This window comes from Sphingomonas mangrovi (genome assembly GCF_047975845.1).
In the GTDB taxonomy this organism is placed as follows: domain Bacteria; phylum Pseudomonadota; class Alphaproteobacteria; order Sphingomonadales; family Sphingomonadaceae; genus Sphingomonas.
The window spans coordinates 1-26,655 of sequence record NZ_JBIUCZ010000003.1; the positions used below are offsets into that span (position 1 = coordinate 1).

The 26,655-nt window shown below is 70.1% G+C and carries 24 protein-coding genes; 10 read left to right on the forward strand and 14 right to left on the reverse strand.

Features of this window, described 5'->3' with window-relative positions:
- Positions 1-244: 244 nt before the first annotated feature.
- Both rplT and rpmI read right to left on the reverse strand, forming a co-directional pair.
- Positions 245-616, reverse strand: coding sequence for a 50S ribosomal protein L20 (rplT, locus tag ACBY01_RS02610; protein ID WP_416459209.1), 372 nt, complete (start codon positions 614-616; stop codon positions 245-247).
- Between the two features lie 13 nt (positions 617-629).
- Positions 630-833, reverse strand: a complete 204-nt coding sequence (gene rpmI / locus ACBY01_RS02615) for a 50S ribosomal protein L35 (RefSeq protein ID WP_125961808.1) — start codon at positions 831-833, stop codon at positions 630-632.
- Between the two features lie 182 nt (positions 834-1,015).
- Here rpmI and ACBY01_RS02620 point away from each other — a divergent pair, with 182 nt between their 5' ends.
- Entirely contained in the window at positions 1,016-3,175 is a 2,160-nt protein-coding gene (locus tag ACBY01_RS02620) for an AsmA family protein (RefSeq protein ID WP_416459210.1), read from the forward strand.
- A gap of 207 nt (positions 3,176-3,382) precedes the next feature.
- Here the strand turns inward: ACBY01_RS02620 and pepF are convergent, their stop codons facing one another.
- The 3 genes from pepF to groES form a co-directional block, all read right to left on the reverse strand.
- Complete coding sequence (pepF, locus tag ACBY01_RS02625) at positions 3,383-5,257, reverse strand: oligoendopeptidase F (protein WP_416459211.1); 1,875 nt, start codon at positions 5,255-5,257, stop codon at positions 3,383-3,385.
- A 235-nt stretch (positions 5,258-5,492) separates the two neighbouring features.
- The gene (gene groL / locus ACBY01_RS02630; RefSeq protein ID WP_416459212.1) at positions 5,493-7,139 is read right to left on the reverse strand and encodes a chaperonin GroEL; all 1,647 of its coding nucleotides are present in this window, start codon (positions 7,137-7,139) and stop codon (positions 5,493-5,495) included.
- A 107-nt stretch (positions 7,140-7,246) separates the two neighbouring features.
- A complete protein-coding gene (gene groES / locus ACBY01_RS02635; protein WP_264939482.1) occupies positions 7,247-7,534 on the reverse strand; it encodes a co-chaperone GroES in 288 nt (95 codons plus the stop codon).
- A 259-nt stretch (positions 7,535-7,793) separates the two neighbouring features.
- On the opposite strand from groES, the gene sppA reads away from it, so the two are divergent.
- Together sppA and ACBY01_RS02645 are read left to right on the forward strand one after the other, a co-directional pair.
- On the forward strand, positions 7,794-9,683 hold the full coding sequence (gene sppA / locus ACBY01_RS02640) for a signal peptide peptidase SppA (protein ID WP_416459213.1): 1,890 nt from the start codon (positions 7,794-7,796) through the stop codon (positions 9,681-9,683).
- The gene (locus tag ACBY01_RS02645) at positions 9,680-10,255 is read left to right on the forward strand and encodes a GNAT family N-acetyltransferase (RefSeq protein ID WP_416459214.1); all 576 of its coding nucleotides are present in this window, start codon (positions 9,680-9,682) and stop codon (positions 10,253-10,255) included. The genes sppA and ACBY01_RS02645 overlap by 4 nt, the downstream gene beginning before the upstream one ends.
- Before the next feature lie 29 nt (positions 10,256-10,284).
- On the opposite strand, the gene ACBY01_RS02650 is transcribed toward ACBY01_RS02645, so the two are convergent.
- Positions 10,285-10,914 (reverse strand): trimeric intracellular cation channel family protein, encoded by a 630-nt coding sequence (locus ACBY01_RS02650; protein ID WP_416459215.1) that lies wholly within the window; start codon positions 10,912-10,914, stop codon positions 10,285-10,287.
- 87 nt (positions 10,915-11,001) lie between these two features.
- Between ACBY01_RS02650 and ACBY01_RS02655 the strand changes: the two genes are divergently transcribed.
- Complete coding sequence (locus ACBY01_RS02655; RefSeq protein WP_416459216.1) at positions 11,002-11,646, forward strand: YoaK family protein; 645 nt, start codon at positions 11,002-11,004, stop codon at positions 11,644-11,646.
- Between the two features lie 22 nt (positions 11,647-11,668).
- On the opposite strand, the gene ACBY01_RS02660 is transcribed toward ACBY01_RS02655, so the two are convergent.
- The 4 genes from ACBY01_RS02660 to sdhC all read right to left on the reverse strand — a co-directional run bounded on the left by ACBY01_RS02660 (position 11,669) and on the right by sdhC (position 14,947).
- Complete coding sequence (locus tag ACBY01_RS02660; protein WP_416459217.1) at positions 11,669-12,232, reverse strand: ATP-dependent Clp protease proteolytic subunit; 564 nt, start codon at positions 12,230-12,232, stop codon at positions 11,669-11,671.
- A 113-nt stretch (positions 12,233-12,345) separates the two neighbouring features.
- On the reverse strand, positions 12,346-14,148 hold the full coding sequence (sdhA, locus tag ACBY01_RS02665; RefSeq protein WP_416459218.1) for a succinate dehydrogenase flavoprotein subunit: 1,803 nt from the start codon (positions 14,146-14,148) through the stop codon (positions 12,346-12,348).
- Positions 14,148-14,534 (reverse strand): succinate dehydrogenase, hydrophobic membrane anchor protein, encoded by a 387-nt coding sequence (gene sdhD / locus ACBY01_RS02670; RefSeq protein WP_416459219.1) that lies wholly within the window; start codon positions 14,532-14,534, stop codon positions 14,148-14,150. The genes sdhA and sdhD overlap by 1 nt, the downstream gene beginning before the upstream one ends.
- Positions 14,534-14,947: a succinate dehydrogenase, cytochrome b556 subunit gene (gene sdhC, locus ACBY01_RS02675; protein WP_416459220.1), complete on the reverse strand. Its 414-nt coding sequence runs from the start codon at positions 14,945-14,947 to the stop codon at positions 14,534-14,536. Before sdhC ends, sdhD begins: the two co-directional genes overlap by 1 nt.
- Before the next feature lie 154 nt (positions 14,948-15,101).
- On the opposite strand from sdhC, the gene ACBY01_RS02680 reads away from it, so the two are divergent.
- The 5 genes from ACBY01_RS02680 to ACBY01_RS02700 all read left to right on the forward strand — a co-directional run bounded on the left by ACBY01_RS02680 (position 15,102) and on the right by ACBY01_RS02700 (position 19,704).
- The gene (locus tag ACBY01_RS02680) at positions 15,102-16,460 is read left to right on the forward strand and encodes a methyl-accepting chemotaxis protein (protein ID WP_416459221.1); all 1,359 of its coding nucleotides are present in this window, start codon (positions 15,102-15,104) and stop codon (positions 16,458-16,460) included.
- Positions 16,461-16,512: 52 nt separating this feature from the next.
- Positions 16,513-17,211, forward strand: coding sequence for an SDR family NAD(P)-dependent oxidoreductase (locus ACBY01_RS02685; protein ID WP_416459222.1), 699 nt, complete (start codon positions 16,513-16,515; stop codon positions 17,209-17,211).
- A 116-nt stretch (positions 17,212-17,327) separates the two neighbouring features.
- Positions 17,328-18,266 carry a 50S ribosomal protein L11 methyltransferase gene (locus tag ACBY01_RS02690; protein WP_416459223.1) on the forward strand — a complete coding sequence of 313 codons (939 nt, stop codon included), beginning with the start codon at positions 17,328-17,330 and terminating at the stop codon, positions 18,264-18,266.
- Positions 18,267-18,307: 41 nt separating this feature from the next.
- On the forward strand, positions 18,308-19,000 hold the full coding sequence (locus ACBY01_RS02695) for a TIGR02117 family protein (RefSeq protein WP_416459224.1): 693 nt from the start codon (positions 18,308-18,310) through the stop codon (positions 18,998-19,000).
- The gene (locus ACBY01_RS02700) at positions 18,958-19,704 is read left to right on the forward strand and encodes an alpha/beta hydrolase (RefSeq protein ID WP_416459225.1); all 747 of its coding nucleotides are present in this window, start codon (positions 18,958-18,960) and stop codon (positions 19,702-19,704) included. Before ACBY01_RS02695 ends, ACBY01_RS02700 begins: the two co-directional genes overlap by 43 nt.
- Here ACBY01_RS02700 and ACBY01_RS02705 read toward each other — a convergent pair.
- The 4 genes from ACBY01_RS02705 to ACBY01_RS02720 form a co-directional block, all read right to left on the reverse strand.
- Positions 19,698-19,967: a hypothetical protein gene (locus ACBY01_RS02705; RefSeq protein WP_416459226.1), complete on the reverse strand. Its 270-nt coding sequence runs from the start codon at positions 19,965-19,967 to the stop codon at positions 19,698-19,700. The two genes, ACBY01_RS02700 and ACBY01_RS02705, sit on opposite strands and share 7 nt — an antisense overlap.
- Before the next feature lie 181 nt (positions 19,968-20,148).
- Positions 20,149-20,883, reverse strand: a complete 735-nt coding sequence (locus tag ACBY01_RS02710; protein ID WP_416459227.1) for a DsbA family protein — start codon at positions 20,881-20,883, stop codon at positions 20,149-20,151.
- A gap of 8 nt (positions 20,884-20,891) precedes the next feature.
- Positions 20,892-22,253, reverse strand: a complete 1,362-nt coding sequence (locus ACBY01_RS02715; RefSeq protein WP_416459228.1) for a M48 family metalloprotease — start codon at positions 22,251-22,253, stop codon at positions 20,892-20,894.
- A gap of 122 nt (positions 22,254-22,375) precedes the next feature.
- Positions 22,376-25,102, reverse strand: coding sequence for an Rne/Rng family ribonuclease (locus ACBY01_RS02720; protein ID WP_416459229.1), 2,727 nt, complete (start codon positions 25,100-25,102; stop codon positions 22,376-22,378).
- A gap of 476 nt (positions 25,103-25,578) precedes the next feature.
- Here ACBY01_RS02720 and ACBY01_RS02725 point away from each other — a divergent pair, with 476 nt between their 5' ends.
- Positions 25,579-26,577, forward strand: coding sequence for an N-acetylmuramoyl-L-alanine amidase family protein (locus tag ACBY01_RS02725; protein ID WP_416459230.1), 999 nt, complete (start codon positions 25,579-25,581; stop codon positions 26,575-26,577).
- The last annotated feature ends 78 nt before the right edge of the window (positions 26,578-26,655 follow it).

A 26,655-nucleotide genomic window follows, 5' to 3' on the forward strand; every position in this document is an offset into this window, starting at 1 on the left:
GATCCAGACGCGCGCTCCCCCCGCCAACCACCAACAGGTCCGCAAAGGACGCCGGCCTCGTCTGCTTGCGCATCTCATCTCTCCGATACCCAGCGAAGAGAATCACATCCCCAGCTTTATGCAAAGGTCCCGCTTTCGCTGGGATGACGGGAGTGGCGGCTGCGCGCTGGATAAACGCGCAACGAAAAAGGCGCCGGTGGTTGCCCACCGACGCCTTTCCTGTGCCTGGACGGGCAGCCGGGCGTTACGCCGCGGCCTGCTCCGGCAGTGCCGCCTTCGCCTGAGCGACGATGGCTGCGAATGCCTCACCCTCGTGCATCGCGATGTCGGCCAGGACCTTCCGGTCCAGGTCGATGCCCGCGAGCTTCAGGCCGTGCATGAACTGCGAATAGGTCAGGCCTTCGGCCCGGACGCCCGCGTTGATGCGCTGGATCCACAGACCGCGGAAGGTCCGCTTCTTCACCTTGCGATCGCGATAAGCGTACTGGCCGGCCTTTTCGACGGCCTGACGCGCGATGCGGATCGTGTTCTTGCGACGGCCGTAATAGCCCTTCGCCTGATCCAAAATACGCTTGTGCTTGGTCTTGGTCGTCGTGCCGCGCTTGATGCGTGCCATGTGTCAGTACTCCTTAACGCAGGCCGTAGGGAGCCCACGCCTTGACGTGTGCCACGTCGGCGTCGGCGAGCACCGAGGTGCCCCGGTTCTGGCGGATGTACTTGGCGTTGTGGCTGATCAGGCGGTGGCGCTTGCCGGCGACACCGTGCTTCACCTTGCCGGTGGCGGTGAACTTGAAGCGCTTCTTGACGCCGCTCTTGGTCTTGAGCTTGGGCATTTTGGTCTCCTTGTTATCACGACCCAGCAGATCGCCGCGGCAGCCCTGTTGGCCGGGCGATCCCTCGAGACGGGCTCGAAGAGTCGTGGAAAGAGCGCGCGCTTAGCCCAATGGCCGGCGGCTTGCAACCGCGGCGGCGGCGTCGCGGGAACTCGTTACGGGGACGGCGAGTTTTGCCCGGCATGGCTGATCGCGACGACGCTCCTCTCGCGGACCCCGTGCCGCCGTCCCCCGCCGAGCCGGCGAAGACGGCGCCGCCGCGCCGCGCCCGGCCGCGCTGGCTCACCATCGTGCTGCGGGTGCTGCTGGGCATCCTCGTCGCGATCTTCCTGGTGTGGGCGATCCTGTTCGTCACCAAGGGACGTTTCCTCAAGCACACGTTCGAGAAGATCGCGTCGAGCTCGACCGAGCGGCAGGTGCGCGTTGCCGGCGATTTCCAATTCTATTTCAATCCGATCAACCTCAAGTTCCTGGCCGAGGGGATCACCGTCTCCAACCCGGCCTGGGCGGGCGGCGGCAATTTCTTCGAGGCGAAGAAGCTCGACAGCTCGACCGCGACGCTGACCTTCCTGTTCGGCAAGCGGCGGATCAACTGGGTGGCGCTCGACGGCGCCCGCGTCGACCTCGCCTGGGACGCCGACCATCGCCGCAACAGCTGGACCTTCGGCGATCCCAACGCCAAGGGCGAGCCGTTCGACATGCCGGTGGTGCGCCAGGCGGCGGTGACCAACAGCGGCCTGCGCTACAGCGACCCGTCGATGCGGCTGCTCGCCAACCTGCGCTTCCATACGGTGGAGGCCAAGGACACGAAGTTCGCCAGCGCGATCCGCTTCGACGGCGACGGGCGTGCGCGCGGTACCCCGTTCACGCTGACGGGCGCGCTGCTGTCGCCCGACGCGACGCTGGCGGGCGGGCGGACCCAGCTGGCGCTGACGGTGCGCGCGGTCGACACGGTCGCGACCGTGTCGGGCACGCTGCCCGAGCCGACGGTGCTCGAGGGCGCCGACCTGAACCTGGACGTGCGCGGGCGCAACCTCGCCAACCTGTTCCTCGCCGCCGGCATGACCGTGCCCGACACGCGGCGCTATCACCTCGCCTCCGCGCTGACCAAGGATGGCGAGGAATGGCGCTTCACCAAGCTGAAGGGTACCTTCGGCGACAGCGACCTCGCCGGCCGCTTCAGCGTGTTCCAGCGCGAGCCGCGGATGCTGCTGACTGCCGACATCGCCACCCGCCGGCTCGACATCGTCGATGCGGCACCGTTCATCGGCTACAATCCGGACAAGGTTGCGACCCAGGGCAAGGCGGGCGCCGTCACCCAGGTCGCCGGCCGGCCGCGGCTGCTGCCCGACACGCCGCTCAACGTCGACGCGCTCAAGAACTTCGACGCCAAGGTCGAATGGACGGTGCAGCAGGTACGGTCGAAGAACGTGCCGGTGTCGAACATCCGGCTCGGCCTGTCGCTCGAAGACCGGCTGCTCAAGCTGTCGCCGCTGAACTTCACGATGGCGCGCGGATCGGTCCGGTCGGACATCAGCATCAACGCGCGCCGGTCGCCGGTCTTCACCGACTATGACATCCGCCTGACACCGACGCCGATGGGCCGGCTGCTCGCCGGGTTCGGGGTGGCGGAAGCGGGCACCAGCGGCACCGTCTCGGGCCGGGTGAAGATGACCGGAAGCGGCAACAGCGTGCATGATTCGCTTGCGAGCGCGAACGGCCGGATCGCCTTCATCATGCCCAAGGGCAGCTTCTGGACGCGCAACGTCCAGCTGTCGGAAATCGACGTCGGTACGTTCGTGCAGAAGATGTTCGAGGACAAGCTCAAGGAGCCGGTGCAGATCAACTGCGGGCTGATCGGTTTCACCGTGCGCAACGGCGTCGCGGCGGCCGACCCGATCCTGATCGACACGCAGAAGAACGTGATGCTCGGCCGCGGCGGGTTCAGCTTCAAGACCGAGGCGATCGACCTCGCCTTCCGCGCCGACTCCAAGAAGTTCTCGGTGTTTGCGGGCCAGTCGCCGGTCGGGATCAACGGCTATTTCGCCAAGCCCGGCTTCGACGTGATCAGCCCCGAGCTGGTCGGCCGCGCCGGCGTGGGCCTAGGCCTGGCGGCGGTGGCGACGCCGGTCGGGGGGCTGCTCGCCTTCGTCGACGTGGGCGATGCCAAGGCGGCGGCGTGCGGCCCGGTTCTCGCGGGTGCCACCGCCAAGGCGCAGCGCACCACCAAGGGCAAGCCGCGCGACGACGTCGGGCAGGGCACGACCTCGAAGGAAGAGGACGGCAAGGCTTCGGGCGAGGAAAAGAAGACCCAGCGCAAGAAGTTCCTGGGGATTTTCTGAGGCAGGAGGAGGCGGTGCGCCGGCGGGATGACCGCCTCTCTCCCACGCTTGCCGCAATCCGCGCCACGGCGAAAACGGGACCGTCGCGTACGCCCGGCCCATTCTAGTCATGCTGACGGAAGTCAGCATCCATTCGCGCGGCGCTCCGCAACTGCCGGAGCGGCAATGGATCCTGACTTCCGTCAGGATGACGAGAGACGATAGGCGCTACGCCATCAGCGCCTCGGCCTGGTCGAGCGTCTCCTTGAAGCTCTGCACCAGCTGCCGGTACGGCTCGGGGCTGGTCATATCGAGGCCCGCGCGCTTGAGGATGTCGATCGGATAGTCCGATCCGCCCGCCTTCAGCACCGTCAGATAGCGGTCGCGCTCGGCCGTGCCGCCGGTCAGCACCGAGCGCGCGAAATACTCCGCCGCGGTGATCGAGGTGGCGTATTGGTAGACGTAGAAGTTCGAATAGAAGTGCGGGATATAGGCCCATTCGATCGCATAGGCCGGGTCGATCGCGACCTTCGGCCCGTGATAGCGCTTGAGCAGGTCGAGATAGAGCTCGGTGAAGCGTTCGCCCGACACTCCTTCGCCCTTTTCGGCCAGCTCGTGCGCGGCGAGCTCGAACTCGGCGAACATCGCCTGGCGGAAGAAGGTGCCGCGGATGCTCTCCATCCGCTGGCCGAGGTAGAACAGCTTCTCCTCGCGGGTCTTCGCGCGCTTGAGCATGGCGTCGACCAGCAGCGCCTCGTTCGCGGTCGAGGCGATCTCCGCGAGGAAGATCGGATAGTCGGCCATGTCGTAGGGCTGGGCGCGGTTGGACAGCAGCGAATGGATCGCGTGCCCCCATTCGTGCGCATAGGTCGACAGCCCCTCGTAGTTCTCGCCCAGGTTGAGCAGCAGATAGGGGTGCACGTCGTAGGCGCCGGGGTTCATGTAGGCGCCCGAGCGCTTGCCGGTGCGCGGGAAGGGGTCCATCCAGCGCGCCGCCGTCCCCTGCGCGATCAGCTTCTGATAATCGGCACCGAGCGGCTTGGTCGCGTCCAGCGTCAGCGTGCGCATGTCCGCCAGGGTGAAGCGGCGGTCGAGCGACACCAGCGGGGGGTAGATGTCGTAGTACGCCATGTCCGGCAGCTCGAGCATCCGCCGGCGCAGTTCGAAATAGCGGTGGAGCTGCGGCAGGCCGGCGTTGGTTTCCTGTACCAGCGTCCGGTACACGCCCTCGGGAATGTTGCCGCCCGACAGCGCCGCGGCCAGCGAGCTGGGGTAGTTGCGCGCCTTGGCGTGGAAGATGTCGCCCTTGATCTTGGCGACATAGGCGGCGCCCAGCGAGCTTTCGAACGCGTCGTAGCTCTTCCAGAAGGCGTCGAACACCAGCTTGCGGTCGGCGCGTACCGGCGCGTCGCGGTTGAGCGAATAGCCCTGATCGTCGAGCCGCACCGACTTGCCGGTCGACAGCGTCACGGTGGGGCGCGGCATGTCGGACGAGCGCAGCTGCTCGGCGACAGTGTCCGGCCCCGACAGCGCGGCCCCGGCGCTGGCGAGCAGCGCCTCGCCCTCCGGCGTCAGCGTGTGCTCGGCCTGGCGCAGAATGTTCTTGAGCAGGAAGCCGAAGCGCGTCCGCAGCGTGGCGTTCTGCGCGACGAACGACTCGATCTTCTCCCGGCCCAGCGCGAGCAGCTCGGGGCTGGTCCAGGCGGTCGCCTCGCCCATCGCCACCCACAGATCGGTCGCTTGGGCGCGGCGCTCCTGGTTGGCGGCGACGCGGACGTCCTCGTCGGCCTTGAGGCTGATGTAGGTATAGAGGCGCGAGACGGTGCGGCCGACGTCGGACTGGGCGGACAGCGCCTTGGCGAGCGTCTCGGCGCTTTCGCCCAGCCGCCCCTTCCACTCGGCCAGCGCCTTCGCGTCGGCGAGCGCCTTCACGCGCGCGGCGTCCCAGGCGGCGTCGCTGGGATAGAGTTCGGTGAGGTCCCAGGCTGCGGTGCCGGCGCCGGGCGCCGGGGTGGCGGCCTGCTGCGCCCAGGCGGGCGTGGCGGCGGCGAGGCCGGCGAGCGCGGAGGTGGCGAGGGCTTCGCGGCGGCTGAGATCGGTCATGCGGCTTCCCGTGGATGATGCGCCGGACGGCGCCTGCCTCCTTCATCGACCTTGGGAACGCGGAAAGAAAGGGGGCCAAAGAAAAGGGCCGGAAGGTTTCCCCTCCGGCCCCGTTCCTTGGGACGGCACCGGCAAAGCCGGTGCGGACGTCGGACGGACTTCGGTGGGCCGAAGCCCGCCGGCCGATCCGGTGCGGGTCCCGGGCCAGCACAAGCTGGCCTGGGCCGCAATCGGATCAGAAGTCCATGCCGCCCATGCCGCCCATGCCGCCGCCGCCCATCGGGGGCATCGCGGGCTTGTCTTCCGGCAGCTCGCTCACCGCCGCTTCGGTGGTGATGAGCAGGCCGGCGACCGAGGCCGCGTTCTGCAGCGCGGTGCGAACCACCTTGGTCGGGTCGATCACGCCGGCCGAGACCAGGTTCTCGTAGGTGTCGGTCGACGCGTTGAAGCCGAACGAGGTGTCGGTCTGGTCGAGCAGCTTGCCCGAGACGACCGCACCGTCGTGGCCGGCGTTGGTCGCGATCTGGCGAACCAGCGCGGTCAGCGACTTGCGGACGATGTCGACGCCGCGGGTCTGGTCCTCGTTGACGCCGGTGACGCCTTCGAGCGCCTTCGACGCGTAGAGCAGCGCGGTACCGCCGCCCGGGACGATGCCCTCTTCGACGGCCGCGCGGGTCGCGTGCAGCGCGTCGTCGACGCGGTCCTTGCGCTCCTTCACCTCGACCTCGGACGCACCGCCGACCTTGATCACGGCGACGCCGCCGGCCAGCTTGGCGAGACGCTCCTGGAGCTTCTCGCGGTCGTAGTCGGAGGTCGTGACCTCGATCTGCTGGCGGATCGCGTCGGTGCGGCCCTTGATCGCGTCGGCTTCACCCGCACCGTCGACGATGGTGGTGTTGTCCTTGTCGATGGTGACGCGCTTGGCGGTGCCGAGCATGCCCAGGGTCACGGACTCCAGCTTGATGCCGAGATCCTCGGAGATCACCTCGCCCTTGGTCAGGATCGCGATGTCCTCGAGCATCGCCTTGCGGCGATCGCCGAAGCCCGGCGCCTTGACCGCTGCGACCTTCAGGCCGCCGCGCAGCTTGTTGACGACGAGAGTGGCCAGAGCCTCGCCCTCGATGTCCTCAGCGATGATCAGGAGCGGACGGCCCGACTGGACGACCGCTTCCAGGATCGGAAGCATCGCCTGCAGGTTCGACAGCTTCTTCTCGTGGATCAGGATGTACGGATCGTTGAGCTCGACCGTCATCTTTTCCGGGTTGGTGACGAAGTAGGGCGACAGGTAGCCGCGGTCGAACTGCATGCCCTCGACGACGTCGAGCTCGAAATCGAGACCCTTCGCCTCTTCGACGGTGATCACGCCTTCCTTGCCGACCTTCTCCATCGCCTCGGCGATCTTCTCGCCGACTTCGCGGTCGCCGTTGGCCGAGATGATGCCGACCTGCGCGACTTCGGACGAGCCCGAGACCGGCTTCGAACGCGACTTGACGTCGTCGATCACCTTGGTGACCGCGAGGTCGATGCCGCGCTTCAGGTCCATCGGGTTCATGCCGGCCGCGACCGACTTCATGCCTTCGCGCACGATCGCCTGGGCGAGCACGGTGGCGGTGGTGGTGCCGTCACCGGCGAGGTCGTTGGTCTTCGAGGCCACTTCGCGCACCATCTGGGCGCCCATGTTCTCGAACTTGTCCTTGAGCTCGATTTCCTTGGCGACGGTGACGCCGTCCTTGGTGATGCGCGGCGCGCCGAAGCTCTTGTCGATCACGACGTTGCGGCCCTTCGGCCCAAGCGTCACCTTCACCGCGTCGGCGAGGATGTCGACGCCGCGCAGGATGCGCTCGCGCGCGTCGCGGCTGAATTTCACGTCCTTGGCTGCCATGTGGCAATTCCTTCTATCTCGGGCTCCTGCGAAAGCAGGAGCCCAGGGTTCTGGATGCTTGGCTCTCGGCTCCTGCCTTCGCAGGAGCACGGAACCGGGTCAGGAAATCAGCCGACGATCCCCAGGATGTCGCTTTCCTTCATGATCAGCAGGTCTTCGCCATTGACCTTGACCTCGGTGCCCGACCACTTGCCGAACAGGATGCGGTCGCCGGCCTTGACGTCGAGCGGCGTGACCTTGCCGTCCTCGGACTTCGCACCGTTGCCGGCGGCGACGACTTCGCCTTCCTGCGGCTTTTCCTTGGCCGTGTCGGGGATGATGATCCCGCCGGCGGTCTTTTCTTCGGCCTCGACGCGGCGAACGAGCACACGATCGTGCAGCGGACGAAAGTTCATGCGCGCTTTCCTTTCCTGCAAATAGGTTCTTGGCACTCACCCCCAGCGAGTGCCAGCAGCCCGCATATGCGATCGCCCCCCGGCATCGTCAACGGGTGCCCCGGCCGAAAATTATGTCCGATGAAGACAGGCGCGTGACGGCTGCGGCGAGCCGGTCGCGACACGGGGTCGGCCGGGGAAGGCATCCCTGGGGCGCTGCGGTTTACTCCCCCTGGGCGCTGCTCTAGCACCGCACGACATCGCTGATGAGGATGGCTGCGTGAAACTGGTTCGGGGTGCCTGGAAGGTGTTGGTCGCGGTGAAGGACGGGCTCGTCCTGCTGGCGATGCTGCTGTTCTTCGGACTGTTGTTCGCGGCGCTGGCGGCGAAGCCCAATCCCGCGATCAAGCCCGGCGCGCTGCTCGTCGCGCTCGACGGCACGGTGGTCGAGCAGCCGAGCGAGGTCGACCCGATGGCGCTGCTGAGCGGCGCCAGCGTCGCGCGCGAGCATCGCCTGCGCGACGTGGTGCAGGCGCTCGACGCGGCGCGCGGCGACGATCGGGTGAAGGTGGTGGTGCTGGACCTCGACCGCTTCGTCGGCGGCTATCCGGCGGTGGTGGCCGAAGTCGCAGCCGCGGTCGGCCGGGTGCGGGCGAGCGGCAAGCCGGTGCTCGCCTATGCGACCGGCTATACGGATTCGAGCTATCTGCTCGCCGCCAACGCCAGCGAGATCTGGGTCAACCCGATGGGCGGGGCGATGTTCACCGGACCCGGCGGATCGCAGCTTTACTACAAGGGGCTGATCGACAAGCTGGGCGTCAACGCCCACGTCTACCGCGTCGGCGAGTTCAAGTCGGCGGTCGAGCCCTATACCCGCGCCGACCAGTCGGAGCCCGCGCGCGCCGCCAACAAGGCGCTCTACGGCGCGATCTTCGGTCAGTGGCGCGACGCCGTCGCCAAGGCCCGGCCCAAGGCCCGCGTCGGCGACTTCGTAAGCCAGCCCGAGCGGCTGGTGGTCGCGGCCGGCGGCGACATCGCCAACGCCAACCTTGCCGGCGGCCTCGTCGACCGGCTGGGCGACCGCGTCGCCTTCGGCAAGCGCGTCGCCGAGTTCGACGGCGTGGGGCTGGGCGACGACAAGACGCCGGGCAGCTTCAAGGCGATTCCGCTGCGCAACTGGATCGCCGCCAACCCGGTGCCGCAGACCGGCGCCGCGATCGGCATCCTCACCATCGCCGGCGAGATCGTCGACGGCGACTCCGGCACCGGCACCGCCGGCGGCGACACGGTGGCGAAGCTGCTGCTCAAGGGCCTCGCCGAAAAGGACCTGAAGGCGCTGGTGGTGCGCGTCGATTCGCCCGGCGGCTCGGCGCTCGCGTCCGAGCAGATGCGCCAGGCGATCCTGCAGGCGAAGGAGAAGGGCCTGCCGGTGGTCGTCTCGATGGGCGGCCTGGCCGCGAGCGGCGGCTATTGGGTGTCGACGCCCGGCGACGTCGTGTTCGCCGAGCCCAACACCATCACCGGCTCGATCGGCATCTTCGGATTGATCCCGACGTTCGAGAACACGCTCGCCAAGATCGGCGTCACCAGCGACGGGGTGCAGACCACGCCGCTGACCGGCCAGCCCGACGTGCTGGGCGGCACCAACGCGACGTTCGACACGCTGGTGCAGGCGACGATCGAGAACGGCTACCGCCGCTTCGTCGGGCTGGTGTCGCAGTCGCGCAAGATGACCCCTGAGCGCGTGAACGAGATCGGCCAGGGCCGGGTGTGGGACGGCGGGACCGCGCGGCAGCTGGGGCTGGTCGACCGCTTCGGCACGCTGTCCGACGCCGTCGCCGAGGCGGCGCGGCGCGCCGACCTCGATCCGGGCGCCGTCCATGCCGCATATCTGGAAAAGGAGCCGAACCCGCTCGCCAAACTCGCCGAGACGCTGTCGGCCGGCAACAACGATGACCGCGTCGGATCGGCTTCGACCGACCTCGTCTCGCGGCTAGCCGGCGAGCGGCGCGCGCTGCTTGCCCAGGCGCTGGGCGATGCGCGGCGGCTGGTGCGGGGCGGTGCGGCGATGCAGGCGCGCTGCCTGGAATGCGCCGCGCTCGGACCGGTGATCCCGACGCAGGGCGACGTGCGGCTGCTCGACCTGTTGCTCGCCCGGCTCGGGCTGTGATCGCGATCCGCGCGGCGACCCCGCGCGATGCCGAGGCGATCGCGGCGATCTACGCCGGCTATGTGACCGGCAGCACGATCAGCTTCGAGGAGCAGTCCCCCGACGCCGACGCCATCGCCGAGCGCATGGCGGCGCAGGACGGCTTCTACCCCTGGCTGGTCGCGACCGGCACCGATCCGCTGGGCGAGACCGGGCCGGGCGAGATCCTCGGCTACGCCTATGCCGGACCGTTCCGCGAGCGGCAGGCCTATCGCTTCTCGGTCGAGACGACGATCTACCTCGCCGGCAACGCGCACGGGCAGGGCGTCGGGCGGCTGCTGTACGAGGCGCTGATCGTCACGCTACGCGCGCAGGGCTTCACCCAGGCGATGGGCGTGATCGCGCTTCCCAACGGCCCGTCGATCTCGCTGCACGAGGCGGTCGGCTTCCGCCGCGCCGGCGTGATCCGCTCGATCGGCTACAAGCAGGGCCAGTGGATCGACATCGGCCTGTGGCAGTGCGAGCTGGCGCACACCGCCATGCCCCCGGCCGAGCCGCGCTCGTTTCGCGACGTCGGGGTGGTGCGCGCCTGAGGGCAAGGCTCGCGCCGGCGGGTGGCGGCTTAGCGGCGCCCGCGATAGGCGGGGAGCGCCAGCTTCCAGCGGATCGCCGCGCCGCGCAGCAGGAACCCGGCGCTCGCCGCACAGGGTGCCGCCACATAGGTCGGCAGCCCCAGCGCGATCAGCAGCACGTAGAGCCCGCCCGCCAGCGCGGCGGCGGTGACGTAGAGCTCCGGCCGCATCAGGATCGACGGCTCGCCCACCAGCATGTCGCGCAGGATGCCGCCCGCACAGGCCGTCACCACGCCCATGACCGCCGCCGGGGTGGGGGGCACGCCGAAGCTCAGCGCCTTGGCCGCGCCGTAGACGGCGTAGATCGACAGGCCCACGGCATCGAACCATTCGAAGGCGCGATGCGTCCACCAGCGCTCGGGCGTCACCCAGATCACCAGCGCCGCTCCCAGGCACAGCGCGGCGGTCTGCGCGTCGCGGATCCAGAAGACCGACGCACCGATCAACAGGTCGCGCACCGTGCCCCCGCCGACGCCGGTGATCAGCGCGAAGAAGGCGGCGGTGACCAGCGTCTGCCCGCGCTGCGCGGCTGCCAGCGCGCCGGTGGCGGCGAACACGGCGATGCCGAACAGGTTGAGCGCCTGCAGGACAGGACCGGGGGCGAGGGACTCGATGGGCACGGCATCCGCCGCTAGCGCCTCGCCGTCCGTCGCGAAACCCCTGCCGCACGGGGTTGGCGCGGCGGCGCGAAATCGCGAAAAGGCGTCATGCAACGCCTTCCCGTTCCCCTGCTGCTGGTCGCCGTGCTGCTCGCCGCGCTGGCCGGCTTCGTCGACGCCGTCGCCTTCTCCAGCTTCGCCGGCTTCTTCGCCTCGTTCATGAGCGGCAATACCACGCGGCTGGGCGTCGCGGTCGCCTCCGGCCTCCAGGCGGAGATGCGCACCGCCGCCGCGCTGCTGCTCGGCTTCGTCTCCGGCGTGATGGGTGGCGCCATCGCCGCGCGCGCCGCGGGCATGCGGGCGCGCGAAGCGGTGATGCTGCTGGTCACCACCCTGCTCGCGCTCGCGGCGCTGTGCGTCGGCTTCGGACCGCGCCAGCTCGGACTGGTGCTGCTCGCCGCCGCGATGGGGGCGGAGAATGCGGTGTTCAGCGGCAACGGCGAGGTGCGGGTCGGGCTCACCTACATGACCGGCACGCTGGTGCGATTCGGCCAGCGGCTGGCGGACGCGCTGATGGGGGTGGGCGGTCGGCTCGGCTGGTGGCGCGACCTGCTGTTCTGGGGCGGCTTCGTGTTCGGCACGGTCGGCGGTGCCGGCGCCTTCCAGCTGATCGGCGACCTAGCGATCTGGATCGCGGCGCTGCTCGCCGGACTGCTGACGTTGCTGGTCGCGCGGATGCCGGCCGACGCGTGAGGCGATCCGCGACGGCTCCGTCTCAGATCACGTCGAGCACCAGCCGGCGACGCTTGGCCTCTTCCGCGTCGATGTACCAGTTGGAGGGTGCCTTCTCGACCAGTTCCTCGAACGGCACGTCGGAACCGGCAACGAGGTCGCGGAACCCCTCTTCCTCGATTCGGATCGAATGCTCGATCTCGTGCAGCTTGGCCTTGAGCGTGTAGGTCAGCGCCTTAAGCGGGCCCGAGAGATTGACCGTGCTGGTCATCAGCCGCTCGTGCAGCATCAGCCGCGTACCCTTGGTGAGGAAACGCTTCTCGACGGGGAAGGCGGCCATGAAGGTGGCGCCGGCCGAATAGACCGCGACCTTGCCGAGGAACAGCAGCTCGCGGCCGGTGTATTCGCGCATCAGCCGGACGTCGTCGCCCATCGCGCGCGCGACCTCCGGGTCGCCGCCCAGCGTCGAGATCGAGATCACCAGCGAGCCCTCGGTCGGGGCGTTCAGCATCTGCTGGCGGAAATCGGCGTACATCGCCTGGTCGACCGGCCCCGCCAGATGGACGTGCGGCGCGGCGAGCAGCGGATAGTCGGTGGCGTCGGTCATGCCGCGCAAACCGTGCCGGATGCGCAATGGTTCCGATGCTGGGCAGACGGCGGAAAGAAAAAGGGGGCGGACGTTGCCGTCCCCCCCCCGGATTCTCGGCCGCTGAGGCGCGATCAGTACACGCGCTTCTTGGGCTTGATGTAGTCGATCTCGTCGGTGAGCGTGTAGTCGTGCACCGGACGCGTATCGAGCGTGGTGCTGCCACCCTTGCCGCCCCAGCCGTCGAAGGTCGCGATGGTGTGCTTCATCCAGTTGGCGTCGTCGCGCTCGGGGAAATCCTCGTGCATGTGCGCGCCGCGGCTTTCCTTGCGGTTGATCGCGCCGCGGATCGTCACCAGCGCCTGGCCCGCCAGATTGTCGAGCTCCATCGTCTCGACCAGATCGGTGTTCCAGATCAGCGAGCGGTCGGTGATGCCGATGTCCTGCATGCCGGCATAGACGCCCTCCATCTTGGTGACGCCCTCGGCCATCAGCTCGTCGGTGCGGAAGACGGCGCAGTGGCGCTGCATCGTCTTCTGCATGTCGAGGCGCAGCTGCGCGGTCGGCGTGCCGCCCTTGGCGTTGCGGAAGTGGTCGAGGCGGCCGAGCGCCATCTCTTCCGAGCCCTTGGGCAGCGGGTTGTGCGACGTGCCGGGCTTGAGCGTGTCCTTGATGCGCAGGCCGGTCGCGCGGCCGAACACGACGAGGTCGATCAGCGAGTTGGAGCCGAGGCGGTTGGCGCCGTGCACCGAGACGCAGGCCGCCTCGCCGACCGCGAACAGGCCGGGGACGACCGCGTCCGGGTTGCCGTCCTTCAGGTGGACGACCTCGCCGTGGAAGTTGGTCGGGATGCCGCCCATGTTGTAGTGGACGGTCGGCACCACCGGCAGCGGCTGGCGCGTCAGGTCGACGCCGGCGAAGATCTTGCCGGTCTCGGTGATGCCCGGAAGCCGCTCGGCCAGCACCTTGGGATCGATGTGGTCGAGGTGGAGGAAGATGTGGTCGCCTTCCTTGCCGACGCCACGCCCTTCGCGGATCTCCATCGCCATCGAGCGCGACACGACGTCGCGCGACGCCAGGTCCTTCGCCGACGGGGCATAGCGCTCCATGAAGCGCTCGCCCTCGGAGTTGGTGAGATAGCCGCCCTCACCGCGCGCACCCTCGGTGATGAGCACGCCCGCGCCGTAGATGCCGGTCGGGTGGAACTGGACGAACTCCATGTCCTGGAGCGGGAGCCCCGCGCGCAGCACCATGCCGCCGCCGTCGCCGGTGCAAGTGTGCGCCGACGTCGCCGAGAAATAGCAGCGGCCGTAGCCGCCGGTCGCGAGCACGACCGAATGCGAGCGGAAGCGATGGATCGAGCCGTCTTCCATGCACAGCGCGATCACGCCGCGGCACTGGCCGTTCTCCATGATCAGGTCGAGCGCGAAATACTCGATGAAGAAGTCGGCGTCGTACTTCAGGCTCTGCTGGTAGAGCGCGTGGAGCATCGCGTGGCCGGTACGGTCCGCCGCCGCGCAGGTGCGCTGCGCGGGCGGACCCTCGCCCATGTTCTGCATCATGCCGCCGAACGGGCGCTGATAGATCTTGCCTTCCTGCGTGCGGCTGAACGGCACGCCGGCGTGCTCCAGCTCGTAGACGGCGGCGGGCGCCTCGCGGCACAGATATTCGATCGCGTCCTGGTCGCCGAGCCAGTCGGAGCCCTTGACGGTGTCGAACATATGCCAGGTCCAGTGGTCCGGACCCATGTTGCCGAGCGAGGCGGCGATGCCGCCCTGCGCCGCGACCGTGTGGCTGCGCGTCGGGAACACCTTGGTGATGCAGGCGGTCTTGAGGCCCGCCTCGGCGATCCCCATCGTCGCGCGCAGGCCGGAGCCGCCCGCGCCGACCACCACCGCGTCATAGGTGTGGTCGATGATCTTGTAGGCTTCAGGCATCAGGCGGGAGTCCCGGTGAAGGCGATCCGGAGGATCGAGAAGATGGCGAGGCCGGCGCCGAGCGCGGTCACGAGGTTGAGCAGGAGCAGGAACACGACTCGCGTCTCGTCGTGCTGATAGTCCTCGATCACGACCTGGAGGCCGAGGCGCGCGTGGTAGAAGACGCTGCCGACCAGCAGTAGCATCGGCACCGCCGCCCAGGCCGAGCCCAGCCAGCCGGTGACGCTGGCGAGATCATAGGCCGGCAGCCGCGCGATCGAGAAGAGGAACCACAGGAGCAGCAGCAGGTTCGACCCCGCCGTCAGCCGCTGATGCCACCAGTGATGGGTGCCCGCCTTGGCGGCCCCGAGGCCGCGGACGCGACCGATGCTCGTACCGTTGCCCATCAGAACTTCCCTGCCAGCAGCCATGCCCAGAAGGCGATCGTCGCGAGCGGCGAGAACACCAGCGTCGCCATCGCGCTCTGCTTGCCCTTGCGCAGTTCGTAGCCGGCGCCGATGTCGAGCACGAAGTGGCGCACGCCGCTCGCCATGTGCTGGAACAGCGCCAGCGTCAGGCCGATGCCGACGATGTAGCCAATCACGTTCAGCCCGCCGCCCGACAGCGTGAACACGTCGACGAAGCGCGCGTAGCTCTTCTCGCCGCCGGCAAGCGCGGCCAGCCACCAGACCATCAGCGCGAGGCCGACGGACAGCGCGACTCCGCAGGCGCGGTGGACGATCGAGACCAGCATGTGCGGGCCCCAGCGCCAGATGCCGAGATGCGGCGACAGCGGGCGCGCATAGGGTTTGGAAGCCAAGACTATTCCTTTCGCGAACCGCGCCTATCTACCCGGGGGCGGGGGCGATGCAAGCCGCAACGCAAATCCTTGGCTAACTGGCGTTTAACCCCGGCGCGGCTATCATCCGGTTGAAACGGCACGGGAACGCCGTTCACAGGGGGAAGAAAGGCCGATGCCGGAGAAGCAGTTGCCGCCCGCGGAGGGCGTGAGCCGGACGATCGATCTCGCGGAGCGGCTGCGACTGTTCGACCTGGGACCTGCGGAGATCGAGCAGGCGCGGGCGATGTGGGCGGTGATCGAGCCGGGCGCGCTCGAGATCTCGGCGGCGCACTGGCGCCAGTGGCAGCGCTTCTACGGCGAGAGCCGCGACTGGGCGCCGCACCGGCACGAGCGGATGGTGGAGCTCGGCGCGATCTATCTGCGCAACCGCTTCACCCGACTCGACGAGCCCGCCTGGATCGAGTCGATCGAGCGCACGATCGCCAGCGCCTATGCCGCCGACGTGTCGCTGACCGCGATCCTTTCGATGGGCGACGCCGGAGGGCGCGCGATGCTGGCGACGCTGCAGACCGAGCTTCCCGCGACCGACCCGCGCTACGCCGGCTTTGTCGCGCTGCTGCTGCGGCTGCGATCGCTCGAGGCGGCGATCTTCGTCGAGATCTACAACGCCTATTACCAGTTCAACGAGCGGTCCGAGCGCGATCGGCTGTCGGTCGAGTTCCGGGACAGCATCGGCAGCACCGTCGAGCGCGCGACGAGCCGGGGCGACGACCTGCGCGTGCAGGCGGCGCACGCCTCGACCTGCGCGCGCGGGATGCTCGACAAGGCATCGAACGTCGCTGCCGCCGCCGAGCAGTCGGCGCTGGCGATGCGCGAGGCGGCGGCGACCGCGGCCGGGCTGATCCGCGCGATCAAGGATGCGCGCGCGCAGGTCGACGGCAGTGCCTCGATCGCCGAGCGTGCCGCCGGCCAGGCGGGAACCGCGGTCGCGGTGTCGGAGACGCTGTCGGGCCATGCCAAGTCGATCGAGTCGATCCTGGGGCTGATCCGCGACGTCGCCGGCCAGACCAACCTGCTCGCGCTCAACGCCGCGATCGAGGCGGCGCGCGCCGGCGATGCCGGCCGCGGCTTCGGCGTGGTCGCGCAGGAGGTGAAGAGCCTCGCCAGCCAGACCGCGCGCGCGACCGACGACATCGCCGGCAAGATCGAGGCGATCCAGTCCGCCACGCGCTCGACCGTCGACACCAACGCCTCGATCCGCTCGACCGTGGTGGAGGTCCGCGAGAGCGCCGACCGCATCCGCGACGCGATGGCGGTGCAGGCGCAGACGGTGGCGGCGATCACCGCCGCGGTCGACGAGACCGCGCTTACTGCCGACTCGATGTCCGCCACCATCGCCGCGATCCGCGCCGAGACCGAGACGGTGGCGAGCGGCATCGACCGGGTGGGCGAGGGGTTCGCCGCGCTGGACGGCGAGCTGGCAGTGCTGAAGGCGAGCGCGGGCGAGTTCGTCGCGAAGGTTGCGGGCTGAGACGCGGCTGGCGGCGCTGGCGCCGGGGCGCCGCAGCCTCTATCCGCAGGCGATGACCCATATCCTTCTTACCGGCAGCTCGCGCGGCATCGGCGCGGCGATCGCCGACACGCTCGACGGTACCGGCGCGCGTGTCGTCGGCCACGGCACCGCCAGTGGCATCGCCGCCGACTTCGCCGACCCCGCCGCGCCGCGGCGCTTGTGGGAACAGGCGCTCGACGCGCTCGACGGGCGGATCGATGTGCTCGTCAACAATGCGGGCGTGTTCGAGGCGACGCCGCTCGACCTGCCGCACGACGACTGGGTCGCCGGCTGGGAGCGGACGATGCGCATCGACTTGACCGCCGCGGCCGAGCTGTGCCGGCTGGCGGTGCTGCATTGGCAGGAACGGGGCGTCGGGGGGCGGATCGTCAACGTGGCGAGCCGCGCGGCCTATCGCGGCGACAGCCCGGCGCACTGGCACTACGCCGCCGCCAAGGCCGGCATGGTGGCGATGACCAAGACGATCGCGCGCGGCTATGCCGCCGAGGATATCCTCGCCTTCGCGATCTGCCCCGGCTTCACGATGACGGGCATGGCCGAGGATTATGTCGAGAGCCGCGGCGGCGCGAAGCTGCTCGCCGACATCCCGCTCGGCCGGGTGGCGATGCCCGACGAGGTCGCAACGGCCGCGCGCTTCCTGGCGCTGGAGGCGCCGGCGTCGATGACGGGGGCGGTGCTCGACATCAACGGCGCGAGCTACGTGCGCTGATTTGCTCTTTGCTGCGGCGCCGGCCCGCGCCCCCACCCGGCCACCCATAGGATACTGGCGTTGGGTGGCCGGGTGGGGAGCGGGCCGGCGCCGCGCCCTCTTCAAGGACTCTCCCCATGCCCAGCTGGAAGCTGACCCTGCCGTGCACCCGCCTGGAAGCGGAAGCGATCGATGCCGAGGCCGATCTCGGCCTCGATCCGACGCCGGTGCTGATGACCACCGAGGATGTCGAGGACGATGCCGAGCGCTGGCACCTCGACGCCTATTTCGAGGTGGAACCCGACGATGCCGCGGTCGCGGCGGTGCAGGCGCTGGTGCCGAGCGCGCGCGGGCTGGCGCCCGCGATCGAGCGGCTCGAGGACGAGGATTGGGTGACGATGAGCCAGGCGGGGCTCGCGCCGCTGCACGTCGGCCGCTTCTACGTTCACACCGCCGCGCACGACGCGCCGCCGCCGGCCGGCGCGCGGGTGTTCCGGATCGAGGCGGGCCGCGCGTTCGGCACCGGCCACCACGAGACGACCAGCGGCTGCCTGGCGATGCTCGACGGACTTGCCGGCGAGCGCTTCGAGCGGGCGATCGACGTCGGCACGGGTACCGGGCTGCTCGCCTTCGCCGCGCGCGAGTTGTGGCCCGCGGCGCGGATCGTCGCGACCGATATCGATCCCGTCGCGATCGACGTGACACGCGACAATGCCGTGGCGAACGACGTGGCGGACATCGAACTGGTGGTCGCCGACGGCGCGCTGGCGGACGCGATCACCGCCGCGGCGCCCTACGACCTGGTGATCGCCAACATCCTCGCCGGGCCGCTGGTGTCGATGGCGCCGGAGCTCGCGTCAATCGCCGCGCCGCACGCGACGGTGGTGCTCGCCGGGCTGCTCGGGCGCCAGGCCGCCGAGGTGATCGACGCCTACGCCGCCTGCGGCTGCACGCTGGAGGCGCGGGACGACCGGGGCGACTGGACGATCCTACGGCTGCGTGCCGGCGCGGAGCGCTATGTGCCGACCGCGCCGTTCGATCCTGCCGGACGCGACGGCTGGGCGCTCGACATCTGACGCGCTTTCCGGCCGGAGCGGGAGCGGCTAGCATCGGGTCCGTGCCGACCGCCATCCCCCTGCGCCGCGCCGCCCGCGCCGTGCGCATCCTGCTGGCGACGGTCGTGGTCGTGCTGCTGGGCTATGGCCTCGCCGGGCTGATCGGCGGGGCGATCCCGGTCCATCGCGCGTGGCAGGCGCCCGAAGACGGCGTGCGCATCTATGTCGAGGACAACGGCATCCACACCGGCATCGTCGTGCCGGTGTCGGCGGTCGGCGTCGACTGGCGCGATCTGGTGCGGCCCGAACACTTGCGCGACCCGCGCTATGCCGGGCACAGCCATCTCTCGATCGGCTGGGGCGACCGCGCCTTCTACGTCGGCACGCCGACGTGGGGCGACCTCAAGCCGTCGACCGTGCTGCGCGCCGCGTTCGGAAGCGAGGACACCGTGCTCCACGTCGGCCATCTGCCCGAGCCGCGGGCGGGCGAGCCCGGCGTCCGCGCGCTGGTGCTGCGGCCCGCGGAGTACCGCCGCCTCGCCGACTTCATCCGCTCGAGCTTCTCCACCGGCCCCGACGGGCTGGCGGGCAGCGTGCCGGGCTATGGGCGGGCGGACGCCTTCTACACCGCGCACGGCCACTACAGCGCGCTGCGCACCTGCAACAGCTGGACCGGCGAGGCGCTGCGCCATGCCGGAGTGCGGATGGGGGCGTGGACGCCGTTCCCGGTCACCGTGATGCGCTGGCTGCCGTGAGCGCGCCGCTCGGCCCCCCGCCGCTGCGCCACACGCTGCGCGAATGGCCGCGTGCCGCCTGGGGACTGGCGCAGCTGTCGCTGACGTGGCGCGGGCTGCTGTCCGCACCTCCGGGCGACGGCCGGCGGGTGCTGGTGCTACCGGGATTGTTCAACTCGGATCGTTCGACCGCGCTGATGGTCCGCTATCTGAACACGATCGGCTATCGCGCGTCGGGCTGGGGGCTCGGCCGCAACCTGGGCCGGCGCACGATCGGTGGCGAGGGCGAGCGGCTGCTCGCGATCGTCGCGGAAGCGGCGGAGGAGGCGCGCGCGCCGGTGACGCTGATCGGGGTGAGCCTGGGCGGGATCATGGCGCGACTGGCGGCGCATCTTCTGCCCGACCGCGTGGCCGAGGTGATCACGGTGTCGTCCCCCTATGCCGGCCCGGCGCGCGCGACGCGGGTGTGGCGCGCGTATCAGCGGATCACCGGCGACCGGATCGACGCGGCGGAGACGCTGGCGCTGGCGGCGCTGATCCGCAGCCCGCTGCCGGTCCCCGCCACGGCGATCTGGAGCCGCAGCGACGGCCTGGTCAACGGGCTCGCCTGCCGCGGCCAGGACTGCCGCGCGATCGAGGTGTGCAGCAGCCACCTGGGCGTGCAGACCCGTGCCGAGGTGCTCCGCGCGATCGCCGGGGTGCTGGCGGAGCGCCGCGCTCAGTAGGGCTTGTCGCGCTGGATGCGCTCGGCATCCTTGCTGGCCTGCTTCTCTTCCTTGCGGCGCTGGCGTTCCTCTTCGGCCTGCTGCTTGCGCAGCTTGCGGCCGGCGTTGCGGTCGGCCTCGTCCTGGCTGGTGGTCGTCCAGTCGACCACCTGCGAGCCGGCACGCACCGGCGCGGTGGCGACGTCCCACGCGGTCTTCGCGACGCAGCCGCCGGCGAGCAGCGGGACGAGGGCGATCGGCAGGAAGCGCAACGATACTCGCATGGAACAGCTCCTCAGCAGGCCGGACGCGGCCGGAAACATGTCGCGGATCAACGCACCGGCGGCACGTGCGGTGCCTTAGGATGTAGCGAGAGGTCAACGCTCGTGGCTCTCTCGATACGGGCTCTCGACAAGCTCGATCCCTACTCGAGACGAACGGGGAGAGTGGGAACGTCGATCCAGCCTAGCCCGCCTTGCGTGCGCGGGCGACCGCCGCGACCAGCGCATCGTAGCCGACGGCGCCGCTCAGCATCTGGTCGCCGACCACCCAGGTCGGCGTGCCGGTGATGCCGAGCTGCCCGGCCTGGCCGATATTGCGCGCGATCTCCTGCTGGACCGCCTGCGAGCCGGCGGCGGTGCGGGCGGCGGCGACGTCGAGCCCGGCCTTGGCGGCGGCGCGCTGGATCGCGGCCTCGTCGAGCCGGCTTTCGGCGTAGAGCGCGGCATGGAACGGGCGGAACTTACCCTGCTGCGCGGCGGCGAGCGCCCATTCGGCGGCGGTGCGGCTGCCGGGACTCAGGATCGGCAGCTCGCGATAGACGATGCGCACCTTGGGATCGGATTCGAGCAGCTTGTCGATCGCCGGCAGGCTCGCGCGGCAATAGCCGCAGGCATAGTCCATATAGGCGACGAGCGTGACGTCGGCCTGCGCGTTGCCCGCCCAGGCGCCGGCGAACGGCGTCTCGATCGCGACGCGATTGGCGTCAACGGCCTTTCCGACCTCCCGCTCCTGCAGCTTCTGCATCGCCTCCGGCAGGATCTCCGGGTGTGAGAGGATGTAGTCGTGGACGATCGCCTCGGTCCGCGCACGGTCGGCGCCGCCCGGAAGCAGCAGCGGCTGGAGCAGCGCGAAGGCGGCGGCGCCGAGCAGGGCGGCGAGCAGCAGCGCGCCGAAGGCGAGAAGGGGATTGCGCGGCATGGAGGTCCTTAGCGTGCGGTCAGGCGGCGGCGGTCGCGCTTGCGGTCGTCGAGCGCGTTCTGCGAAATCATCTGGATATCCTGCGCCCGCAGCCGTTCGGAGCTGCCCTCGGGGAGGCCGGCGACCGCGGCGCGGGCGCTCGCCAGCGCCATGCCGGGCTCGCCGATCAGGCTGGCGCGCTCCGCCATCGCCAGCGCGACGCGCGGCTGGTCGCCCTTGCGCTCGTAGATCGTCGCCAGCTGGGTCCAGGCGAAGGGGTTCTCGCGATCGCGCGCCACCGCCTGGCGCAGCACCTTCTCCGCCTCGGCGAGATGGCTGGTGTCCTCGGTCGCGATCAGCGCATGGCCGAAGGTGGCGGCGATCAGCGGCTGGTTTCCGGTGCGCGTCGTCGCCTCGCGCAGCGGCGCCAGCGCTTCCTGCGGCTTGCCCGATTCGAGCAGGATCTGGCCCTGGAGCTCCAGGAAATAGGGATCGTGCGGCTTCGCCTTCACCAGCGCGGCGGTCTCCTGCTGCGCCTGCTCCGGATAGCCGGTGAGGTGATAGGCATAGGCGCGCGCGTAATGCGCCGGGATGCTGTTGTCGCTCGCCGGATAGCGCTGCAGCGTCGCCTTGGGATCGTTGACGTAGCCGCGCAGCTTCGCCTGGACGCGGAGGAACCGCTCCTGAAGCTTGGGGTCGATCGCCGCGTTCCAGCCGGGCTGCGCCTGGAGATCGGCGGTGAGCGCGCTGATCCGCTCGCCGCTCAGCGGGTGGGTGCGGTTGTAGCTGTTCTCCTGCGGGATCGCGAGGCGGTACTCCATGTTCTGGAGCTTCTTGAAGAAGGACAGCATGCCCTTGCCGCTGATGCCGGCGGTGCCGAGGTAGCGTGCGCCCGCCGCGTCGGCGGTGGTCTCCTGCGTGCGGCTGAAGGCGAGATAGTTGCCGAGCGCGGCCTGCTGGCCGGCGGCGAGGATGCCCGCGCCGGCCTCGCCCGCGCCGGCGGCGACTGCGGCGACGCCGAGCAGCAGGCTGAGGATCGAGATGCCCGTCGCAGGCCCCGCGCCGCGCCCGGCGAGAGCGACATGGCCGCCGATGATGTGGCCGACCTCGTGCGCGACGACGCCCTGCACTTCGTTGACGTCGTCGGCCTCGTCGATCAGCCCGGAGTGGAGATAGACGGTCTGGCCGCCGGCGACGAACGCGTTGACGCTGGGGTCGTTGAGCAGGACGACCGTGAAATTCTTGGGATCGAGCCCGGCGGCGACCGCGATCGGCCGCGCCATGTCGGTGAGCAGCGATTCGGTTTCCGCGTCGCGCAGGATCGACTGGGCGGCGGCGGGTTGCGCCCACAGGAGGAGCGCGGCGGCAAGGCCGGCGAGAGTGCGCTTCATGGCCGTCCTTATCGGCGATGCCGGCGCCAGGTTCAACGCGGGCTGGGCATCACGCTGGTGCCGCGGGGCTGAACCTCGGGTGAAGCCCCTCCCGCCGCGCGGCGGGAGGGGCTTTCTGCCGGTCAGGCGCCGAAGGTGCGCTGCCACCAGCCGCGGCGCGGGGCCGCACCGTCGGACGTGCCTTCCGCCGCATCGCTCTCGGCAGCCTCGGGCTCGGCCGCAGCGGGCTGCGCAGCCGGTTCCGGGACCGGTGCCGGCTCGGCGGGTGCCTCGGCGGCCGGCGCAGCGTCCGCCTTGCGGCGACGGGTGCGCTTGGGCTTGGGCGCGGCTTCCTCCTCGGGAACCGGTGCGCTGGTCTCGACCGGGGCGGGCGCTTCGGCCGGTGCGGCGTCGGCCTTGCGGCGACGCGTGCGCTTGGGCTTGGGCGCTTCCTCGGCCGCCGGCTCCGCTGCCGGGGCTTCGGCCGCGGGAGCCTCGACCGCAGGCGCCGCTTCCGCCGCTTCGGCGGCGCGCGCCGACGGACGGCGGCGGGTGCGCTTCGGCTTGGGCGCGGGCTCTTCCGCCTGTGCCTCCGGTGCCTCGACCGGCGCTTCGGGCGTCGGCTCGACCTCGGCAGGTGCGGCCTCGACCGGGGCGCTGGTTTCGACCGGCGCGATCGCCTGCTCGGCGGCCTCCGCCTCGGTCACCGGCGCGAGCGCATCGCCGCGACGGCCACCGCGACGACCGCGACGGCGGCGGCGACGGCCTTCGCCGGCTTCCGCTTCGGCGATCGGCGCGCTGCTCTCCTCGAGCACCTCGGCGTCCTCGTCGACGTCCGCCTCTTCGGCTTCGTCCGCGAACGACTCGGCGGCGGCTTCTTCGCCCGCTTCGGCCTCATCCTCGCGATTGCGACCGCGACGGCCGCGGCGGCGGCGGCGGCGCTTGTTGCGGCCTTCGCCTTCCTCGTCGTCACGGCGACGCTGCGGCTGCTCGTCGCGGGCCTCGGCCTCCTCGGCCTCCTCCAGCTCCTCGTCGTCGATCTCGTCGAAGACCTCGTCCTCGGGCTCCTCGATCAGCGGCGCGATCTTGGGCGCATAGGCGGGCGGCGGGCCGGACGCCTCGACCGACATGCGCGCACCCTCGAGCTCGGCTTCCGCCGCGACCTCGACGGCGACGCCGTAGCGGTCCTCAATCTCGGCGATGTCGGCGCGCTTCTTGTTGAGCACGTAGAAGGCGGCTTCCTGGCTGGCCCGCAGCAGCAGCTGCGAACCGCGGCCGCGTGCGGCCTCGTCCTCGATCATGCGCAGGGCAGACAGGCCTGCCGACGAGGCGGTGCGGACCAGGCCGGTGCCTTCGCAATGCGGGCAGGTGCGGGTCGACGCCTCGAGCACGCCGGTGCGCAGCCGCTGGCGGCTCATCTCCATGAGGCCGAAGGCGGAGATGCGGCCGACCTGGATGCGCGCGCGGTCGTTCTTGAGCGCTTCCTTCATCGCCTTCTCGACCTTCCGGACGTTGGACCCGTGGTCCATGTCGATGAAGTCGATGACGACGAGGCCGGCCATGTCGCGCAGGCGCAGCTGGCGGGCGATTTCCTGCGCCGCTTCCAGGTTGGTCGCGGTCGCGGTCTGCTCGATGTTGTGCTCGCGGGTCGAGCGGCCCGAGTTGATGTCGATCGACACCAGCGCTTCGGTCGGGTTGATGACGAGATAGCCGCCCGACTTGAGCTGCACGACCGGGCTGTACATCGCGGCCAGCTGGTCCTCGACGCCGGCGCGCTGGAACAGCGGCACCGCGTCGGCATACTGCTTCACCTTGCGCGCGTGGCTCGGCATCAGCAGCTTCATGAAGTCCTTGGCCTGACGATAGCCGTCCTCGCCCTCGACGATCACTTCCTCGATGTCGCGGTTGTAGATGTCGCGAATCGCGCGCTTCAACAGGTCGCTGTCGCCATAGACCAGCGCCGGGGCGGTCGAGTGCAGCGTCGTCTCGCGGATGTCGTCCCACACACGGGCGAGATAGTCGAAGTCGCGCTTGATCTCGGTCTTGGTGCGCTGGAGGCCGGCGGTGCGGACGATGCAGCCCATCGAGGGCGGCAGCTGCAGCTCCGACATGATCGACTTCAGCCGCTTGCGGTCCGACGACGAGCTGATCTTGCGCGAAATGCCGCCGCCGTGCGCAGTGTTGGGCATCAGCACGCAATAGCGGCCGGCGAGGCTGAGGTAGGTGGTCAGCGCCGCGCCCTTGTTGCCGCGCTCTTCCTTGACGACCTGGACCAGCAGCACCTGGCGGCGGTGGATGACGTCCTGGATCTTGTAGCGGCGGCGCAGGTTCAGGCGGCGCTGGCGCAGCGCGTCGACCGCCGCGTCGTCACCACCGCCGCGGCGCTTGCGCTTGCGGCCGGACGACGCGGGCGCACCGTCGTCGTCGCCGGCATCCTCGCCCGCGTCCTCGTCGTGCTCGTCCTCGTCGTGCTCCAGCACTTCGACGTCGCCGTCCGCGTCGAGCGCGATGGCGTCCTCGTCGTCGTAGCCTTCTTCGTCCTCGTCGTCCTCGCGGGCGCGCAGGGCGGCTTCCTCGGCGGCGTGCTCGGCCTCCTCGCGCAGCAGCGCCTCGCGATCCTCCTTGGGGATCTGGTAATAGTCGGGGTGGATCTCGGAAAAGGCGAGGAAGCCGTGGCGGTTGCCGCCGTATTCGACGAACGCCGCCTGGAGCGACGGCTCGACGCGCGTCACCTTGGCGAGATAGATATTCCCCTTGAGCTGCTTGCGCTCAGCGGATTCGAAGTCGAACTCCTCGATCCGGTTTCCCTTGACGACGGCAACGCGGGTTTCCTCCCGGTGGCGTGCGTCGATCAGCATACGCGTGGTCATTGAAGTGTCTCCGGGCGCGGCGGACGGCCTGGGGCCGGTGCGGCGCGCCTTGGGCATGGCCGCCGGGCGGATCCGGATCCGCGGCGGTGCTGCATGGGTCGATGAATGCCTCTGCCGCACGGGCACGGCCGGACCGGTGGTCCGGGCCAAACGTCGCCGACCAGCGTCCGCCATTCGGGGCGGTGCTGCTGGGTCGGGACGGAACATGCCTCATGCGAGCGTCAACCTGGTTTACCCGTTTGTCGGCGCGAATGCGGCGGACGGGCTTTCGGGAACGCCGGTCGTCGTCGGACGACAAACGGCGTGATCCTTGCCTAGCATTGCCGTTGCCACGCGGCAACACCGCGCGCACGCCCCCGTCGGTCGCGTCGAACTTGCCTTTCCGCCCCGGTTAGGAAGTAGTTAACTCGATGCTTCCACCCTGTCCGCATATCGGGGTTCCCGATTCCCGCAGTACGTAAACGGACGAGTTGCTTATGATCGCCCGCCGGCTCCGGCCCCGCGCCCGTTCGCGCGCCCCGCATCCTGCCCGCCGCTGCGCTCCGCGCGCCGCTGCGGTGGCGCTCGCATCGCTGCTGCTGTCGGCCGGGGGCGGCGTGACGCCGGGGCTCGCTGCCGCGATTCCGCTTGCCGACACGAAAGCCGGCGTGGCCGCGCTCGGTCCCGACTGGCGCGCCGGCAGCGTCGCCTTCGCCGCGCCCGACGCCGCCAAGCGCACCCGCATGGCGGTGCCGGCGACGCGCCGCGCGACCCGCCTGCCGCGGATCGACGGCGTCGCCGGCCGGCCGCTGGTGGTGATCGATGCGGGCCACGGCGGCCACGACCCCGGGGCGCTCGCATCGTGGGACGGCGGGGTTCGCGAGAAGGACCTGACGCTCGACCTGGCGCGCGCGATTCGCGAGCGGCTGCTCAAGTCGGGGCGGGTGCGCGTGGCGCTGACCCGCGACCGCGACGAATTCCTGATCCTGCAGGAGCGATTCGGCATCGCCCGCCGGCTAGGCGCGGACCTGTTCATCTCGATCCACTGCGACAGCGCCGAGAACCAGGGCGCGTCCGGCGCGTCGATCTACACGCTGTCCGAGGTCGCCTCCGACCGCGAGGCGGCGCGGCTGGCGGCACGCGAGAACAAGGCGGACATCCTGGCGGGCGTCGACCTGGCGGACGCCTCGGCGGACGTCTCGTCGATCCTGATCGACCTCACCCAGCGCGAGACGATGAACGCCTCGGCCGGCTTCGCCCGGCTGCTCGGGCGCGAGGCCAAGGAACTGGTGCCGCTCAAGCCCAACTATCACCGCATGGCGTCGCTGATGGTGCTCAAGGCGCCCGACATGCCGTCGATCCTGTTCGAGACCGGCTACATCTCCAACGAGGTCGACGCCAAGCGGCTCAATTCCGAGGCCGGGCGGCGCGCGATCGCGGAGAGCGTGCGGCGCGCGGTGGAGGTGCATTTCGCGCGCCGGCTCGCCTCGCGCTGACGCCGCCTTGCGGCGACCCGTCCCGGGGCCGGCGGCCAAGCTGCTGGCACCGCGGGCCAAACCTGCTACATCGCGCGG